Source organism: Tolypothrix sp. VBCCA 56010 (assembly GCF_050875635.1).
Lineage (GTDB): Bacteria > Cyanobacteriota > Cyanobacteriia > Cyanobacteriales > Nostocaceae > Hassallia.
On sequence record NZ_JBPAOH010000007.1, the window covers coordinates 38,084 to 55,300 of the forward strand.

A 17,217-nucleotide genomic window follows, 5' to 3' on the forward strand; every position below is an offset into this window, starting at 1 on the left:
CCCATGCCCCATGCCCTATGCCCCATTCCCCATTACCTTGAGAATGTCCTCTGTGTGCTTGGTAAAATATTTACCTATTAAGCTGGGAAGTTCGGGTACTTCATTCAATTTCTTCAACATAATGAATTTCAATTCCGCATAATCTTCACAAATGCCTTGTAAATCTGGATCTTTACCTGCCCATTCCCATATTGTGCGTTGGTTGTCTCGCACTAAAGCGTAAACTAAATAACGGCGTGCTAGTGAAAGTGCGCTTTTTACTTGAGCATTAATTCGGTGAGCGATCGCATACCAAGCCGCCAGATTATATAAAAACCGAGTATTTAACTCTGATGTCTCATCCCAGCCATTCTTCAGCTTCTCTATTTCTGCGATCGCTTCTTGAATTAAATTGACATCACCTGTCATTAGCCCAGCCATCGCTTTGCCAATTATAATTCGCCGCTTGACAGATTCATCTTCACATGCATTAAGTGCGCGATCGTATTCCAGTATTGCTTGACGTTGGTAATTGAGACATTCTTTGCCTGAAGTGTTTCCTCCAAAGCTGCTGTATGTGTCAGCTAAATTTTCGTAAGGTTGAAACCACTCAGGATACAAAACTATTGCTTGCTGTAAATCTTCAATCGCCAACTCGTAGAACAATTTGCCCTGAGTCGCAGCGCTGGCTAGATTAAGAGCGCCAAAAAAGTTATAAATCTTAGCTTGATAGCGATCGCGTTTTCGTCCCAAGTGATACCACGGTACAGCAGCCACCATTTCTCGCCGACTGAGTTCTAACGCCAACCAGCGAATAGCCGAGCCGAGTAGCTTTCTGTAGCGGTCTTTCAGTGCTTGTTCGGGTACTGCCTCAACTGATTCCCAGACCGTATATAACTTAGAAGAAAGACGACCTTCGATGTTAGTGATTTCAAAAGTAATTCCCAGGCGATCGTATTCTTTACCTTGGCTTTGCAAAATGCTAGTTACTTTCGTGCCTAATGGGGGAAATATCACCTTTAATATGTTCACCGCTGGATGCATTTGCTCTGGTGTGAACTCGCTAAGTGAAGTTACCAACTCACCAAGTCGTTGGTCTGGGGTTGTTTGCGGTAAAGGTAACTTATCGGGAGGGTGATAGGTTTCGGGTCCTTGGTTGATGATATGCTCTTTCACCCGTTGACGGACGCCTTTCATTTCTCCCACAAGTCTTTCTCGCGCTAATTGCGAAAGACCTGGTAAGACGTTGTTCATTTCCTCAGCATCAGAAGCATTGATGAAATTGTCTACGATTAACTGAGATGAGCGGCGAAAAATCATGAAAATGAGGCGATAGACGATTAAAATACTTAATAAAGCCGCTACAACCTTTACCAAAATCATGGAAATTCTGGTGACGTTTTTCTCCGCCACTTCCAGGTCGTCTGTCAACTTGGTGAGAGATATCTTTGGCTTATCAGATTGACTCGGTGTTAATGTTGCAGTCGGTGTTGGTGTGGCAATAATCAGTTGACTATATATGGATGGTCGCCGATATGCCGACAATCCATAACTAAAGACAAATAAGACACAGAATACTAACAACAGTCGTACTTTCACAACTTTCGGCTTGGTGATATTATGTCCGCTGTAGTGAGCGGTTCAACGCTCAACATTAAGCGCTGAAGCGCTCACTACATTTAAAGTTACTGTGATGAATTAGCTGCTGAATCAGCAGTAAATTGAATGCTGGGGTCTGGCATAAAAGTATACCTTAGATAAAGTCCACCAGCAACAAACAAAATAATCAACAGAGTACCAATACCGAGGGGACTGGGAAGCCAGAAAACTGTTTCGATGTGGTTTAGTTGACCGGGGATGAGCTTCCATACCAGTTTATTTTGACTTTTTTCGGTAGCGATACCTGCGGCACGCGAGTACGCGATCGCCTGCTCAGTTTCTTGAATGGTTTTTGCGCCCCAAGGAGTTTTCAAGCTAAATTCTAAATCGAGAATCGAACCGGCATTCGCCAAAACGTTACCATTGCTGGCAATTAGAGAAAGCGATCGCAAATCAACATCGTAAATCAACCGATTCCGCACTAACAGTAAGAAATTGTTTTGAAACAAAAGTAAGTTTGACTCAATTTTTGGCAATTCTGAGTCTGATGTACTTTTCACTTCAGTTTTTTGATTAATGTTGGGATTGAAAAATTCGTTAAACTTCGTTTGTAATTCCTCACCATTACTGAAGGGAATTGTGACGATAATTTCTGATTGGGAAAGTCGCCGTACTTTGCCTTCTTCTTTGCGGGCGCGGCGTTCGATGCTATTTAACCATTCGTATACTGAGTCACCGCTAAAACTAGTGAGCCGTTCTGCTAACTTAATATGCTGCACCAGTTCGCCGCGATTCGAGTTGTCAAAGTTTACCCCCGCTTCATACTGTACGCAACCAGAAAGCAGCACAGATGCTAAGAGTACGAGGCAGACAAATCTTAGCCGTACAAAGCTTTTTGCTAAAGCCGATAAATTCATAAGTATAAATCTCCACAAAATTGACACTATACTTTTTTATAGACTCAACCAAACCAAGCTACCCAAGATTAAACTAATGGTAATTAATGCGACCCAAATAAAGCGATTATCTTTAGTATTGACTTGGCTTAAGTCAACGAATTCTCGCTCAGTCGGCTTTTTGGGTTGGTTCGATTTTGTACTATTAGCAGCGAGACGAATTTTACTTTCATTATCAGACAATGCGCCCAAATCGGGAATTTGAGTCATCCATTCGCTTGGTCTTTGTAGCTTCGGTGCTTTGAGAATGTAAACTAAGCGTCGCGCTTGTTTGCTGGTTTCGGAAAAAGGATGGCGTTTGAGTTCTTCGCAAAGGGCGATCGCATCTTCAGTGCGTCCAGCAGCTTCATAAGCTGTTACCAGCCAGATTTGTATCTCTCCCCCGGTACGAGAATTGCGATTCACTAAAGCGATCGCTTTTTCGAGATTTTCCACCGCTTGCCGATATTGCCCACTTTCAAAAGCAGCTTTCCCAGACTGGTAAAGATTTTTGGCAATTTCTAAACTTTCTGCACTCACGTTTTGCACACAAATCAGCACTTTCTTAATTGTGCCAACGCGAGTAATATTTTTAAATCTTTCTCAAGCTGGTAACGTCAAACTAGATAAACTTTTAAAATTATAGTTAAGTATACGTAGATTAAGGAGAATAAACCACACCCGCCCGTTGGTGTAGGTGCATCCGGCTTAATTACGCTATTTTCTACGTATTTAAAGTTAAAAATTCTAACTTATCAAATCTGGGCGGTCAAAATATGCTTAAAATCAAGCATTGGCAACTCAACTGGCTGGGATTAGTCTCTGTGGCACTAATAAGCGCGACAATTGCCCCAGCCGCAGCCGAACAAGTAATAGTCATTGATGGTGGTGGAATTTCCATCGGTGTAAATCAGCCGCGTGTACGTGGAAACTCGATTTATTATAATCAACCGCGTGTACGTGGTAACTCGATTTATTACGGTAATTCAATCAGGGTAAATCAACCACCTACCGTTGGTAATTTTATTTACGGTAGTCCGATTCCTACTCCCATACCTGTAGATCCAACAACGGGATTAACACCGAGTCGTAGTAGTGGTTACTACTATTCCCCGTATAGGCAAAATGTGAGAAATTCGACCTTTGTCAATCCAGTGTTGGTTAATCCGACAATTCGAGACTCAACACTAATTAATCCAACGATTGTCAGAGATTCATGGCGTCGCGCACCAGTCAGGCAGCGCGTTATCTACAATTATCCTTGGTAGTGGGAATGGGGAGATGGGGGAGAGGGGGTAGGGGGGCAGAGGGGGCAGGGGGAGAGGAATTTTAGCCAATGCCCAATGCCCCATGCCCAATGCCCCATGCCCAATGCCCAATGCCCAATGCCCTTTCTAAGAAGTAAATTGAGAACCGATCAACATTGTGCCGATACCGATGTCGGTGAAGATTTCTAGCAGCAGGGCGTGAGGAATGCGACCATCAATGATGTGTGCTGCACGTACTCCTTGAGCGAGCGATCGCACGCAACAATTTACTTTCGGAATCATCCCACCACTAACTACATTAGTGGCAATCAACTCGCGGGCTTCTTGAATATCCACTTTCGGAATCAAGCTTGACGGATCTTTGTAATCTTTTAAAATACCCCGCGTATCTGTCAGCAAAATTAACTTTTCTGCCCCAAGTGCTGCGGCTATTTCTCCAGCTACCGTATCGGCATTAATGTTGTAAGCTTGTCCTGTTTCGTCTGCGGCTACGCTAGAAACTACAGGAATATAGCCACTGCTAACGAGTGTCTCCAAAATCCTGATATTCACACCGCAAACTTCTCCCACAAAGCCAATGCCTTCTTGACCTTGGGGACGAGCTTTAATTAAATTACCATCTTTACCGCATAATCCCACCGCCAATCCGCCAGCTTGGTTAATCAAAGCGACAATTTCTTTGTTAACTCGACCGACTAAAACCATTTCCACCACATCCATTGTGGGGGCATCGGTGACACGCAGACCATTTTTAAATTGCGCTTCGATTCCCAGTTTATCCAGCCAGCTGTTAATTTCTGGTCCCCCACCGTGGACTAAAATTGGTCGCAAGCCGACGCAAGATAAAAATACAACGTCGCGGATAACTTTATCTTTAAGGGTGCTATCTTTCATTGCCGCACCACCGTATTTAACAACAACGGTGCGTCCAGCAAATTGCTGGATGTAAGGTAATGCTTCGCTTAGTATTTGTACGCGAGTAGCTGCGGCTTGTCTAATGTACTCTGTATCGTTGACTATCATGGGGAGCTGTTGACAGTTAAAACCGATCTAGACAGTATAAATGAGTTTGGTACTCTCAACAATCTCTCATAAGACAGTACAAAAGCATACTGGCAGCTAGTACCGATTTTAGATTTGAGATTTTGGATTGGAGACGTTGATATAGCAGCCCTAAATCATTCGTGAGAAATGATACCAATTTAAATAATGTTTGCGACACATAAATTCTTCGTAGGGGCACGGCAGTGCCGTGCCCCTACCCATCTGTCGCATTCTTTTTTCGCTCTTGGTATGAGAAGCCCGATTTATCCAAGAAATCGGGCTTCTGGCGCACGCACTTTAGCTTAGTTAGGCTATTTGAGTAAATTAAAGCTTGTCTTACTTGTTGCTTGAGGTTGACGATTATTTCAGAACTGTGGGAATCGCCTCAAGTACTCGTGTAGCGACTTTCGTGGGTGTTTCTTCCTCACTGACGCTGATTCGCAGATCGGCTTGATTGTAAAGTGCTTGTCGTTGTTCGAGAAGCGATCGCAGTTTTTGCTTCAAGTCAACATCTTGCAGTAGCGGTCTTGTGGTATCAAGAGCTAAACGGGTGTAAAGTAACTCTACTGGCACATCCAGCCAAACAATCAAACCGTGGCGCAGGTAACTCCAGTTTTTTTGTTGGAGAATAACCCCTCCGCCAGTGGAGATAACTAATTTTGTAAAAGCGCAAATTTGTGCTAATACATCGCTTTCGATTTGACGAAAACCCGCTTCGCCTTCCAAAGCAAACAACTGATTAATACTTCGTCCGGTTGTTTGTTCAATCACGTTATCCGCATCCAGAAACCCATAACTCAATTGCTTCGCAAGTTCGCGCCCTACAGTAGTCTTACCAGCGCCCATCATGCCAATTAAGTACAGGTTAACTCCTTTTAATATACTCATTGTCAATTTCCTACTTTTTTAGGGCGGGGAAACCCCATAGAAACCCCACCCCTACTACTAACCCAACAAGATCACCAGTTGCGTGACTGTCGCTTCTAGCCTTTCCAACGCACTGGCTCACCACTAACTACTAACCACTAACCACTTACCACTAACTCTATTTTACATCTCCGCGTCGAGGCGAATTTCTCGAATGTGGTTTTTTAATTGCGCTTCAAAAATTGTCTGACTCATCAATGAGTAACCTGATTTATCTTGATTTTTAAAATTTTCCTCAATTAATCGTTCAGCTATATATTCGATCAAAACTGGGGTTTGTGCAAAGCTGGATGCAGATCTTTCAATTAGCGATCGCCTTTGTAATAACTCTATAGCTTCTAATATTAATCGTTGCGAAACTCGTGGTATAATCTCTTTTTGCAATTTTCGCACTGAAATCAAATTGCGATTCAGTGCTAGCCAGTGCATAATCTGCTTTTCCAAATTAGATAAACGATAAAACTGCTCATCTAAAATTGCCCGAATGTCGCCAAATACCACAGTACCTTGTTCTAAAAATTCATATATATTGCCAGCAAATAATTCTTGAATAGTTGTAGCTACTAATTTAAGAAATAACGGATTACCTGCATACCACTCAATTAAAACTCTGCATTCGGATTCGTCAGAATCTGTAAACCCTTTTTCTTTGAGAATTTGCCAACTTTCTGCATTACTTAATCCTGTTAATTTCCAAGAGCGAACAGGTAATTTTTTTCCTTGTAGGGCGGCAATTTCTTGAGGTTTTTCTCTACTGGTTAACACCAAGCAACTTTGATGTTGAGAGTCTCCTAATCTTCTGATTAACTCTCCATAATTTTCATAACCTTTAAGATACCGAATTTGCTTGGTAACATAACCAGAAGGATTTTTTACGTCTGGGTTGCTAGCTGGCATAGAGAGAGGATATTCTCTAACCAAGTCGGTATCGTTGCCATTGCTTAAAATCGAGTCTACACCATCTAATACAATTAGACAGCGTGAAGAGCGCAAACACTCAATTAGTTGGGAAATGTTCCTTTCGACACTTTCTGTACTTTGTATATGTGCTTCAGGAGATAAAAGCGAAATTAGTTGATTTAAAATAACTTCTAGGGGTGGTGCGAGACTAAGCGATCGCCAAATTACAAATTCAAAATTTTCCTTAATTGCTTCTGCCAGCTTTACTGACAAAGCTGTTTTACCAATTCCACCCATACCTAAGAGTACCACTAATCGACAGCGCTCTTGCACAATCCATTCAGATAAAGATGCGAGTTCGCTAGTGCGTCCGTAGAATTTACTCACATCAATCGCTTCACCCCAATCTTGTCTTTGGGCTGTTTTCATCGTATCAAAATCAGCTTTGTTTTTCTCGGTTGTGATTATTTGATTGTTAGTCACATCTATTTGAAACCAACCTTTTTTATAACCTGCTTTTTCTAGTAACTGAGTCACCCGACTCCAGTTTTTGACCTTAATGCTGCTTCCCTCTTGGTTACTCAGCATATCTTCTATGTATTTATATAGTCCATTAGAAAGATAAACTCTCACAGTACTGCTACTGCGACTTTTATAAACTGCATTAGCAATTTCTGCCGGACTAAAACCACAAAGTAAACCTCTCAAAAACTTCTTTTCAACAGGTGTCAGAGCTTTTCCCTTTGCCGATGCCAAATCAACGTATAATTTTTCTAGCTCCCAATTATTTTTAGCCTCTAAAAAATCCTCTTCTATTTTATTTAAATTAGCTGCCATTACGGTTATTTATTTCAAGTAGCGATTTGGCAATATATTAACGATCTATGTATAAAATCCGAATAAATAAAAAATAAATTTATAACGAATTTAATAACATTCGTTAGGTGACTTGCCAGTTGTTGCTTCGGTATCTTTAGGCTTAACGGAAATTTAATAAAGCTTCTTTGAAACTTTATTGAATTTGTGTCGTCTATGTAAACGGTCAAGATACTTTCTCAACTGGGGTAGTTTTAAGTTTATACAATACTGTGTTTCTACCTCACAGTATTAACATTCAAAAAACTAAGTCATAGCAAGCCCCACTCCAAATCAGTTAAAAATCATGGTGTAAATTATGACTCATTTTGTGACATTGTGCAAAAAAGCTTTGCCAACTTAACGGTTGAAGAACAAAAACTACTGCATATCTTATTTGAGTGCGCCCGAATAAATAAGTGTGGTCTATTGAGGTATCAACCATGACTCGAATTCGTGACGTTGTGCAAAAAGCGCTATCTACTGGCTATTTAACGGTTGAAGCCGAAAATCAACTACGACAATTACTGGCAACTAGGTATGACTTAGAAGACTTTAAAGCTTTTATGAGCTTGCAAGAAGCGGCGATGATGGGCAAAGTGAAGCAGGAGTCTCGCGAAGAAAGATGTGGCATTTAGCACATAAATACCACATCTTTATTCAAGAGCGCGATCGCTCATCGTCATCAAGATCGTCATCATCAAAAAATCCCCAATCATCATCATCATTTTTCTGATTGGTAGTCGTCGGTGGTTGATAAGGCGGTATGATTACTCGGTAATCAGCATCGTAAACTGATTCAGTTTTTCCTACTCCAGAATTTTTTGGTTGGCGGTAGCTGTAGGAATAAACTGAACCAGATTGAGAAGTAGTTTTGGGTTGTTGTTGACGTTCGTAGCTTCGATCTCTATCCTGTATGTTTTCCTCTGTTTGAGTAGACGCAACATTAGACTTCTCTTCAAAGTCCCAATCATCATCTGTACTGTTATTTGTATCCCAATCATCCGCTACGTCGTCACTGCTTCTAGACTCTGTTGTACTAGCCGTTGGTGTAGGGTTGACAAAAGGGCGGGAAAATGTTTCTTCTTTACGGGTTTGCTTATTCCGGGGTGAAGCGGCTGGTGATTTAAGTCTTGGGCGTTGTTGAGCCAAATAAGTGGACAAATTAAATAAGCTGCTGATAAATACAGATGTAATAGCACCAGCAGTCGTACTAAATAAAATCCACATCGCCAATGGCAAAGGTTGAGTCCGTATCCCCAAAAATACTAACGGTAGAACAGGCGACCAGTTTTGCGCTAACAATAGCGTTAGTCCTCCCAGTACCGCCACTAATAAAATTAAGCGAATGATATCCATATAAAAAGAGGGGTAAAGGTAATTCACAGAGGGGCAATGGGCAATGGGCAATGGGCAATGGGCATCGGTAATAATTCTTTTTAAGCGTCCCCATGCCCCATGCCCCATGCCCCTTCCTCTTTTATTTTCTCCCTTGCCAGCGTTGAAGTGGGATACAGTCAATATCCAGTTGGTCTAAAGCACGAGCCACAACAAAATCAACTAAATCTAAGATTGTTTGCGGATTGTGATACCAAGCAGGAATGGCGGGGACAATTCTTGCCCCGACTTCTGCCAAAGCAGTTAAATTACGCAGGTGAATCAGGCTAAAAGGAGTTTCACGGGGAACGATAATCAGCTTTCGACCCTCTTTAAGCTGGACATCTGCTGCCCGTTCTAATAAGTTGGAACTCAAGCCGGCTGCTAGCTTGGCTACGGTGCTCATACTGCATGGAATGACAATCATCCCCAAGGTACGAAAGGAACCACTAGCAATATTCGCTCCAACATCACCCCAAGGATGGCAGTGTAGTTTGCCTCCGGCTTCAACTTTGGCTTGCTGTCGCCAAAATTGCTCTTGTTGAAGAGGTTCTACAGGCATCCGAATATTCTGCTCTGATTGCCAAACCATGTAACTTGACTTCGAGGCAACTAATTCAATTTCATAGTCGGCTTCAAGCAGAAATTTAATCGCTCGAACGGCGTAAATTAGACCTGATGCACCTGATATGCCTAAGATAATTGGCTGTTGTTTGTTTGACACGTTTTTTTAGTAGGGAGATGGGGGAGAGGGGGGGATGGGGAGAGGGGGGGATGGGGGGAAAGAAGAATTATTCCCCTTGTCCCCTTGTCCCCTTGTCCCCTTGTCTCCTTGTCTCCAAGGAGTCCCATGCCCCATTACCAATGCCCCATTCCCAATGCCCCGTTATTCATCATCACCATATGGTTCTAGGTCTTGAGGCTCCATTTCATTGGATAAGTATATATTTGATACTTCGCCATTGGAGCCGTTCATACCCCTGCCTGAGGCGATACCATCGCTGCCTACGGTGACTAAATCAATTTGCTGGCGGTAGTAATCGACGCTTTTAACTTGCACGGCTACGCGATCGCCTAATCTGTAAGAAGCCCGATTTTTGCGACCAAATAGCGCTTGTTGTCGAGCGCGGTACTCATACCAATCATCTTTAAGCGAGCTAACGTGTACCAATCCTTCAACTCGTAAAGGCACTCTCACATTACCACTTTCTTTATCCTCAACTGCTGGTACTTCAATTTCTACAAAGAAACCGTAAGATTGAACACCTGTAATTACACCGCTGAAAACCTCGCCAATGCGCTGTTTCATCAAAGAAGCTCTTTGCAACCCGGCTAAATCGGCTTCGGCTTCTTGGACTTCTTTTTCTCTGTCGTTAATTTGGACGATTACCCTTGTCAACTCGCTTTGCAGTTCTTGTTGCAATTCTGGGGGTAAAACGTTCCAGTTAATTTCACTGTGACTGGAGGAGTGACACAAATTAACGCGCTCTTTCACGCGGGTGTTGCGGCGATCGCGTCCATGTTCCAGTAGTGAATAATACACTCTTTGCATGAGTAAATCTGGATAACGCCGCAACGGTGCAGTACAGTGTGTATACTCTGGTAACGCCAAACCAAAGTGAGAGCCAATAGTAGTGCTGTAAGAAGCTGGCTTGAGTGTATCTTGCAACAAGTAAGTCAGAACTTGTTCTGATGGCGATTCGGCAAAAGCCCTAGTCAATTGTTGATAATCTAAAGGTTGAATATCTACTTCTGCTTCTAGTGACAGTTCCACGCCTAAATTAATCGCTAATTTTAGCATTTCCTGCACATCTTCCGAATCGGGTGCGCCTTGCACTCGCCAAATAGCGGGAACGCCTAAAGCGTTTAAATGATTTGCCATCAGTTGATTAACAAGTAGCACGAATTCTGTTAAGAGCGATCGCACAGGTAAATCATTGACTGCGGCACATCCTAAAATCCCCTCATCGTTGTACGGATTTTGGTTCGGTGGCAGATTTAATTGCAAGCTACCGCGATTCAGCCGCACTTGTTTGACTGCATTTCGCAGTGCTTGCAGTTCTTGCAACATCTGGACTACTTCTTCCGCTCCCTTATTTTTTCCCCTCGTAGATTTACTTAGTTTCGCAGTCAGAATTGCTTCTGCTTGTTGTTCGCTGATGTGTTCGTCTACTTTAATGATACCCTTTTGAATTTCCCAGTCTAGGACTTCTTGTGATTGTGAATCGAAGGTAATTAAAAAAGAGATGCTTAAGCGATCGCTACCCACAACCAAAGAACAGCGTTCTGCCACAGATGACGGTAACATTGGCAGCACAACTTCACCGAGATATACCGTCCTACCGCGCTTAATTGCTTCGCGATCGAGAGCTTCATCTGGTAAAATGTAGTGACAAACATCAGTAATGTGAAAGCCTAAGCGCGAGTGTCCCTGTGGAGTTTTCTGCAAGGTAAAAGCGTTTTCTATTACTTGGGAATCTTTTGTACCGCCAATAGTTAGGGTAAATAAATCACGATAATCCTGACGATTTTTTAAATCAGCTTTCAGTAACTTTTTCGGCAACTTGGCGGCAGCATCGCTAACTGACTCCGGGAAAGTACGGGAAAGGTCGTGCTTGCAAGTTACCAAATCGATATCAGCAGCAGCTTCGGCATCGCTACCGAGAATTTGCACGACTCGACCGACAGGGGGATATTGTGCTAAAGGGTAACGCAAAACTTCCACATGGGCAAGATGGTCGATCGCTTCTTCTAATTTCATCCCACTAGCTAGCAGTTTCAGTTCAAACAGCAAGCGATCGTCCAGAGGAACAGCCCGAAAACCGCTTTCTACTTGCTTAATTCGCGCTAGCAAAGTGTGATTCGAGCGTTCGAGAATTAGCTTCACCTCTCCTTCAGGAGAACGGCGCCGACTACCTTCTTTGAGAACTCTAACTAAAACGCGATCGCCATTCCAAGCATTACTCAGATGACTTTCGCGAATATAAATATCCTCCGCACCTTCGGTATCCTGAATCGCGAAACAAAAGCCTTTACTAGAACAGCGCAGCTTTGCTTCGATGATTCCCTCTTCTGTCATGCGACGATATTTGCCGCGTTCTTTTACCAAAAGCCCGACTTTTTCCAGAACTTCTAAAGCAATTTGAAGTTTTTGTAAACTATCTTCATCTTCACAACCAAGTTTTTTTTCCAAAACTTTCCGAGCAACCAACTTATCATCGGTAAAATTGGCAAGCAATGTAGCGATTGAAAATTCCATGCAGTGAACCGACCTTTGGTCAAAACATCATTATTAGAAGACACTTTCGTGGAGAGAGAAGCACTATGAGTCAGTACTTTGTTGGAGGTTTAGCCCTACCTCCAACACAGACAAAAAAGCGACTCTCGGACTTCTCACCCCACGACACTTTCAGAGTTCACTACGAAAAACACCTTTCACCCAGCTAATCTTAACAAAGCACGCCTGATTGAAAATTCACCCACTAGGTAATGTTTGCGACGGGTTTTTGAGAGACTTTGTTTATAAAACTCACAAAATTCCAGTCTAAAAGCGCTATGCAGGGAAAACAGCAGGTGTTTGATTGTCTAGATTTCAGGTACTTTCACGGCATTAGACTCTGATTTTAACTAGGAGAAACTGCCGGCAGACCCAATTGTCCCATATGTAGAATCGGTAACAACTAGGTTAGCAGCGAAACCGCTCAGTGAGGAAGAACCATTACTTCATTATTGTAGATTTAGAGCGTACTTCTGTGAAAGTAGTTCTGCATATCAGATTGGGTAATTAGTATAGCATTGAAAGTAAGACCACGTAGAGTTAGCCGCAAGTAGTGAAAAAGCTGTTCGCAAACAGCTATTGCTACAATCGGTACAAGCGATCAAGATATATCAGGCTGTTTCATTTAAAAAGGTGAAAACTACTTAATTAAAGAAATATGAAGGATAAGGATGAAAAAATAAATCGGTACAATTTCAAGCTGCACAAAACTTCTGTGAAGTCTTAACTTCATCCTTCATCCTTTAGACTTCATCCTTTAGATGAGCGTTGTTTAATGAATTTAGATTGGTGAAAGTATTATGTTGGCTCAATTCCAGAGCTTGTATCCCAATGGCAGTCTTACTTCTGAATTAGTGCAAATCTTCGGTGGAAAATATATTGTCCGGGCAAGCGTACAAATTGAAGGTGTAATTCGTGCTACCGGTATGGCAGCAGCAGAAACAGTCGAAGCAGCAGAAGATCAAGCAAGAAATCGGGCACTGATGGTTTTGGGAATGACAACCTCATCATCGGAATCGACAGTATCACCGAAATCAATACCGCAGGTGCAGCCCAACCCTCATCCTGCTGTAAATTCTGTAAAACAAACAGAAGCGAAGCCGGAAGAACAAACTCCATCACCGGTCTTGGCACGCACTACACAACCAGAAGCGACTTCTTTAAGCGACACTTACAACCAAGACTATGAGCCTCGCTTTGCGATGACTAGCAACCGAGAGCCAGAATTTGATATACCGATGCAAAATTGGGCTATGCTGGACGACAGCGGCGAACCTGAAGAGAATCCTTTACCAACGCCTGCTGCTAGTAACGTGAGACAATTTGCGCCCCGCAATTATACTACTGAAGATGTCCCAAGTCTAAAAAGCAAGAGAAATAATACAAGCCAACCTATAGACTTATCGGATGTAATTGCGAAAACAGATGTCGAAATTGAGCGCTTAGGCTGGACAAAAGAACAAGGAAAGGAGCATCTGAAAAAAACCTATGGTAAGCTGGGACGCACTTTGTTGAGTGAACAAGAATTACTGGACTTTCTGAGATATTTAGAATCGCAACCAGACCCCATAGCGGGATTTTAATTATTTGTAGTCAGCGCTGAAGCGCTTCAGCGCTGACTACAAGCTCTAATTGCTATCGACAACAGCCATTGGACGGCTACCAGCCGCGTGACGGTCAATCACAGAGTCAATTAAGCCATAGTTCTTAGCTTCTTCTGGCGACATGAAGAAGTCCCGTTCGGTATCTTCAGCAATACGCTCAAGCGGCTGACCTGTGTGATCGGCTAAATACTCATTTAGCTTGCGCTTGTGGTATAAAATTTCCCGTGCTTGAATTTCAATATCAGTCGCTTGTCCTTGAGCGCCACCCAGAGGTTGGTGAATCATAATCCGAGAATGGGGTAGACTCATCCGCTTACCCTTAGCACCCGCGCTGAGAAGAAAAGCACCCATACTCGCGGCTAATCCGGTACAAATTGTACAGACATCTGGGCGGATGTGCTTCATAGTATCAAATATACCCATACCAGCAGTTACCGAACCACCCGGAGAATTAATGTACATATAAATGTCCTTCTCCGCATCTTCTGCATCTAAAAACAGCAGTTGAGCAACAATCAAGTTGGCTAGATTGCTATCAATTTGTTGTCCCAAAAAGATGATGCGCTCACGTAACAGCCGTGAGTAGATATCAAAGGCGCGTTCGCCCCGACCCGATTGTTCAATAACGATAGGAATCATAAGCGCGTACTTGCAGCTATTTTAAGTACATTTTATCGATTACAGCCGTTGATTGGTTTCGGTAATTACTCCCGGTGGGGAGTGGGGGAGTGGGGAGTGGGGGACAAGGGGGACAAGTAGGGGTGGGGTTCCCCCACCCTTCCCAATGCCCCATGCCCAATGCCCCATGCCCAATGCCCAATGCCCAATGCCCAATGCCCAATGCCCAATGCCCAATGCCCCATGCCCCATGCCCCATGCCCCATGCCCAATGCCCCATTACCCATTTCTACTAACAATCATCCGGATAGATATGCCTAAAGCTGTAAATCGATAGTACGAGGTGCAATGGGGGTAATCAACTCTACTGCAATTGCCATCCACCCAAAGACACAGGAGACTACCATGCTGCAAAAACTTTTGCAAGCCGCTATCATCACCTTTTTACTTCATTTGTTAGCGGGACTTAACCAAAATACTTCTATTCATACTCAGACAGAATCATCTTTAAATACAAAGCCGATGCCAATGGTTAGCTGGGTATTTCGCTCTCTGCCATAAAGGTATAGTATTTGATTCGAGGACTCATGCTTTTCGCTTTTTTTTAATCGGCGTTGCTTTTTCGGTGCTTTTCTCATCCTCAAGCTGGAAGTAAACAAATTATTTTCTAACAGGATGATGAAATATTTATCCAGAAAGTGAAATAGTATTAGACTGAGCAAAGAAGGTAATGTAACTACCGCTCTTTGAATCATGACGAATCGTCTTGCTCAAGCCAAGAGTCTCTACCTCCGCAAACACGCTTCAAACCCCATCGATTGGTGGAGTTGGTCTGATGAAGCGCTTTTAACTGCAAAAACGCAAAATAAGCCGATTTTTCTTTCGATTGGCTACTCTAGCTGTCACTGGTGTACTGTGATGGAAGGTGAGGCGTTTTCCGACTTGGCGATCGCTGAATACATGAACGCTAATTTTCTCCCAATTAAAGTAGACCGCGAAGAAAGACCCGACATCGACAGCATTTATATGCAGTCTTTGCAGATGATGAGTAACGGTCAAGGAGGCTGGCCCTTAAATGTCTTTCTTTCTCCAGAGGATTTAGTACCGTTTTATGCAGGTACTTATTTCCCTGTTGAACCGCGTTTCGGTCGTCCTGGCTTTTTACAAGTTTTGCAAGCGCTGCGCCGCTATTATGATACCGAAAAAGACGATTTGCGTCAACGCAAAGCGGTAATTTTAGAGTCGCTGCTCAGTTCTGCGGTTTTGCAATTAGATGAGGCAACCGCACAGGATGATGAATTATTACGGCAAGGCTGGGAAACTAGCACGGTTATAATTACTTCAGATCAACAAGGTAATCGGTTCCCGATGATTCCCTATGCGGAATTAGCGCTACGGGGAACTAGATTTTCTTTTTCTGATGCTCTTGAAAATCAATCAAGGTACAATGGCAAGCAAGTTTGTACCCAACGTGGGCTAGATTTAGCACTAGGCGGTATTTTCGATCATGTAGGTGGTGGCTTTCACCGTTACACGGTTGATTCTACTTGGACTGTACCGCATTTTGAAAAGATGCTTTACGACAATGGTCAAATTGTCGAATATCTGGCGTCTTTGTGGAGTATGGGGGTACAAGAGCCGGCTTTTGAAAGAGCGATCGCTTTAACTGTAAAATGGTTAAGTCGGGAAATGACCGCTCCTGAAGGTTATTTCTATGCAGCTCAAGATGCTGACAGTTTTACAACCGCAGCTGAAGCTGAACCAGAGGAAGGAGCTTTTTACATCTGGAGTTACAAAGAATTACAGGAATTACTCACTGCTCTTGAACTAACAGAATTACAACAGCACTTCAGTGTAACGCCTAACGGTAACTTTGAAGGTAACAATGTGTTGCAAAGGCGTTATGCAGGAGAATTAAGTGATACCACTAAAAATACACTCTCCAAGCTTTTTGTTGCTCGCTACGGTGCAACATCTAATGAACTTAAAACTTTTCCTCCCGCCCGCAACAACCACGAAGCAAAAACAGGAAACTGGCTTGAACGCATTCCCGCAGTCACAGATACAAAGATGATTGTCGCTTGGAATAGCTTGATGATTTCTGGTTTGGCAGTAGCTTATAAAGTATTTCAACAACCTGATTATTTAGAACTAGCAACACGAGCGGCAAAGTTTATCTTGGATAATCAGTTTGTCGATGGGCGTTTTCATCGATTAAATTACCAATTGTCTCCGAGCGTGTTAGCTCAATCTGAAGATTACGCCTTTTTTATCAAAGCGTTATTGGATTTACAAGTTAGTTCACCCAATCAAACGTTTTGGTTAGAAAAAGCGATCGCACTTCAAGATGAATTTGACGAATTTCTTTTGAGTGTTGAATTAGGTGGTTACTATAACACATCTAGTGATGCAAGTCAAGATTTAATTGTGCGGGAACGCAGTTATGTAGATAACGCTACACCGTCGGCGAATGGAATAGCGATCGCTAATCTTGTGCGGCTGGCGCTTTTGACGGATAATTTGCATTATCTCGATTTAGCAGAACTTGGGTTAAAAGCTTTTCGAGCCGTAATGAGTCGTTCTCCTCAAGCTTGTCCGAGTTTATTTGCAGCTTTGGATTGGTATCGTAACTCTACTTTGATTCGCACTACAACTGAGCAGATAAATGTGCTTATTCCCAAATATCTGCCTACGGCTGTGTTTAGCAGCGTATCTAAATTGCCAGAGCGTAGTGTAGGATTAGTTTGCCAAGGTTTGAAATGTCTGCCAGCTGCTGAAAGTATTGAGCAGTTATTGCAGCAAGTTCAGCAAAGTCAGACGCGGGGATAATGTTT

The 17,217-nt window shown here is 42.8% G+C and carries 17 protein-coding genes; 6 read left to right on the forward strand and 11 right to left on the reverse strand.

The features are described from left to right. Positions 1 to 15: 15 nt before the first annotated feature. The 3 genes from AABK37_RS04030 to AABK37_RS04040 all read right to left on the reverse strand — a co-directional run bounded on the left by AABK37_RS04030 (position 16) and on the right by AABK37_RS04040 (position 3,053). The gene (locus tag AABK37_RS04030) at positions 16 to 1,578 is read right to left on the reverse strand and encodes a hypothetical protein (RefSeq protein ID WP_432550313.1); all 1,563 of its coding nucleotides are present in this window, start codon (positions 1,576 to 1,578) and stop codon (positions 16 to 18) included. A gap of 86 nt (positions 1,579 to 1,664) precedes the next feature. After that, entirely contained in the window at positions 1,665 to 2,495 is an 831-nt protein-coding gene (locus AABK37_RS04035; RefSeq protein WP_432550314.1) for a DUF3153 domain-containing protein, read from the reverse strand. Between the two features lie 36 nt (positions 2,496 to 2,531). Next, a complete protein-coding gene (locus AABK37_RS04040) occupies positions 2,532 to 3,053 on the reverse strand; it encodes a tetratricopeptide repeat protein (RefSeq protein WP_432550315.1) in 522 nt (173 codons plus the stop codon). A gap of 236 nt (positions 3,054 to 3,289) precedes the next feature. Here AABK37_RS04040 and AABK37_RS04045 point away from each other — a divergent pair, with 236 nt between their 5' ends. Next, a complete protein-coding gene (locus AABK37_RS04045) occupies positions 3,290 to 3,781 on the forward strand; it encodes a hypothetical protein (protein ID WP_432550316.1) in 492 nt (163 codons plus the stop codon). Between the two features lie 126 nt (positions 3,782 to 3,907). Here AABK37_RS04045 and argB read toward each other — a convergent pair whose 3' ends face one another. The 3 genes from argB to AABK37_RS04060 form a co-directional block, all read right to left on the reverse strand. Further along, a complete protein-coding gene (gene argB / locus AABK37_RS04050; protein ID WP_432550317.1) occupies positions 3,908 to 4,804 on the reverse strand; it encodes an acetylglutamate kinase in 897 nt (298 codons plus the stop codon). Between the two features lie 381 nt (positions 4,805 to 5,185). Then, the gene (locus tag AABK37_RS04055) at positions 5,186 to 5,713 is read right to left on the reverse strand and encodes a shikimate kinase (RefSeq protein WP_432550318.1); all 528 of its coding nucleotides are present in this window, start codon (positions 5,711 to 5,713) and stop codon (positions 5,186 to 5,188) included. Positions 5,714 to 5,875: 162 nt separating this feature from the next. Then, positions 5,876 to 7,489, reverse strand: a complete 1,614-nt coding sequence (locus tag AABK37_RS04060) for an NB-ARC domain-containing protein (protein ID WP_432550319.1) — start codon at positions 7,487 to 7,489, stop codon at positions 5,876 to 5,878. A gap of 461 nt (positions 7,490 to 7,950) precedes the next feature. Between AABK37_RS04060 and AABK37_RS04065 the strand changes: the two genes are divergently transcribed. Next, positions 7,951 to 8,145, forward strand: coding sequence for a hypothetical protein (locus tag AABK37_RS04065; protein ID WP_432550320.1), 195 nt, complete (start codon positions 7,951 to 7,953; stop codon positions 8,143 to 8,145). Between the two features lie 22 nt (positions 8,146 to 8,167). On the opposite strand, the gene AABK37_RS04070 is transcribed toward AABK37_RS04065, so the two are convergent. The 4 genes from AABK37_RS04070 to AABK37_RS04085 form a co-directional block, all read right to left on the reverse strand. Further along, on the reverse strand, positions 8,168 to 8,866 hold the full coding sequence (locus AABK37_RS04070; protein ID WP_432550376.1) for a LapA family protein: 699 nt from the start codon (positions 8,864 to 8,866) through the stop codon (positions 8,168 to 8,170). Between the two features lie 121 nt (positions 8,867 to 8,987). Beyond that, positions 8,988 to 9,608 carry a flavin prenyltransferase UbiX gene (locus tag AABK37_RS04075; protein WP_432550321.1) on the reverse strand — a complete coding sequence of 207 codons (621 nt, stop codon included), beginning with the start codon at positions 9,606 to 9,608 and terminating at the stop codon, positions 8,988 to 8,990. A gap of 6 nt (positions 9,609 to 9,614) precedes the next feature. Continuing rightward, entirely contained in the window at positions 9,615 to 9,743 is a 129-nt protein-coding gene (locus AABK37_RS04080) for a hypothetical protein (RefSeq protein WP_432550322.1), read from the reverse strand. A 27-nt stretch (positions 9,744 to 9,770) separates the two neighbouring features. Continuing rightward, positions 9,771 to 12,143, reverse strand: a complete 2,373-nt coding sequence (locus AABK37_RS04085; RefSeq protein ID WP_432550323.1) for a ribonuclease R family protein — start codon at positions 12,141 to 12,143, stop codon at positions 9,771 to 9,773. Positions 12,144 to 12,961: 818 nt separating this feature from the next. Between AABK37_RS04085 and AABK37_RS04090 the strand changes: the two genes are divergently transcribed. Further along, on the forward strand, positions 12,962 to 13,744 hold the full coding sequence (locus tag AABK37_RS04090) for a hypothetical protein (protein WP_432550324.1): 783 nt from the start codon (positions 12,962 to 12,964) through the stop codon (positions 13,742 to 13,744). 45 nt (positions 13,745 to 13,789) lie between these two features. Here AABK37_RS04090 and clpP read toward each other — a convergent pair whose 3' ends face one another. Next, positions 13,790 to 14,404 carry an ATP-dependent Clp endopeptidase proteolytic subunit ClpP gene (clpP, locus tag AABK37_RS04095; RefSeq protein WP_432550325.1) on the reverse strand — a complete coding sequence of 205 codons (615 nt, stop codon included), beginning with the start codon at positions 14,402 to 14,404 and terminating at the stop codon, positions 13,790 to 13,792. Between the two features lie 74 nt (positions 14,405 to 14,478). On the opposite strand from clpP, the gene AABK37_RS04100 reads away from it, so the two are divergent. The 3 genes from AABK37_RS04100 (at position 14,479) to AABK37_RS04110 (ending at position 17,212) form a co-directional block, all read left to right on the forward strand. Next, complete coding sequence (locus AABK37_RS04100; protein ID WP_432550326.1) at positions 14,479 to 14,679, forward strand: hypothetical protein; 201 nt, start codon at positions 14,479 to 14,481, stop codon at positions 14,677 to 14,679. Between the two features lie 52 nt (positions 14,680 to 14,731). Continuing rightward, positions 14,732 to 14,944 carry a hypothetical protein gene (locus AABK37_RS04105; protein ID WP_432550327.1) on the forward strand — a complete coding sequence of 71 codons (213 nt, stop codon included), beginning with the start codon at positions 14,732 to 14,734 and terminating at the stop codon, positions 14,942 to 14,944. A 192-nt stretch (positions 14,945 to 15,136) separates the two neighbouring features. Then, entirely contained in the window at positions 15,137 to 17,212 is a 2,076-nt protein-coding gene (locus tag AABK37_RS04110; RefSeq protein WP_432550328.1) for a thioredoxin domain-containing protein, read from the forward strand. Positions 17,213 to 17,217 lie beyond the last annotated feature (5 nt).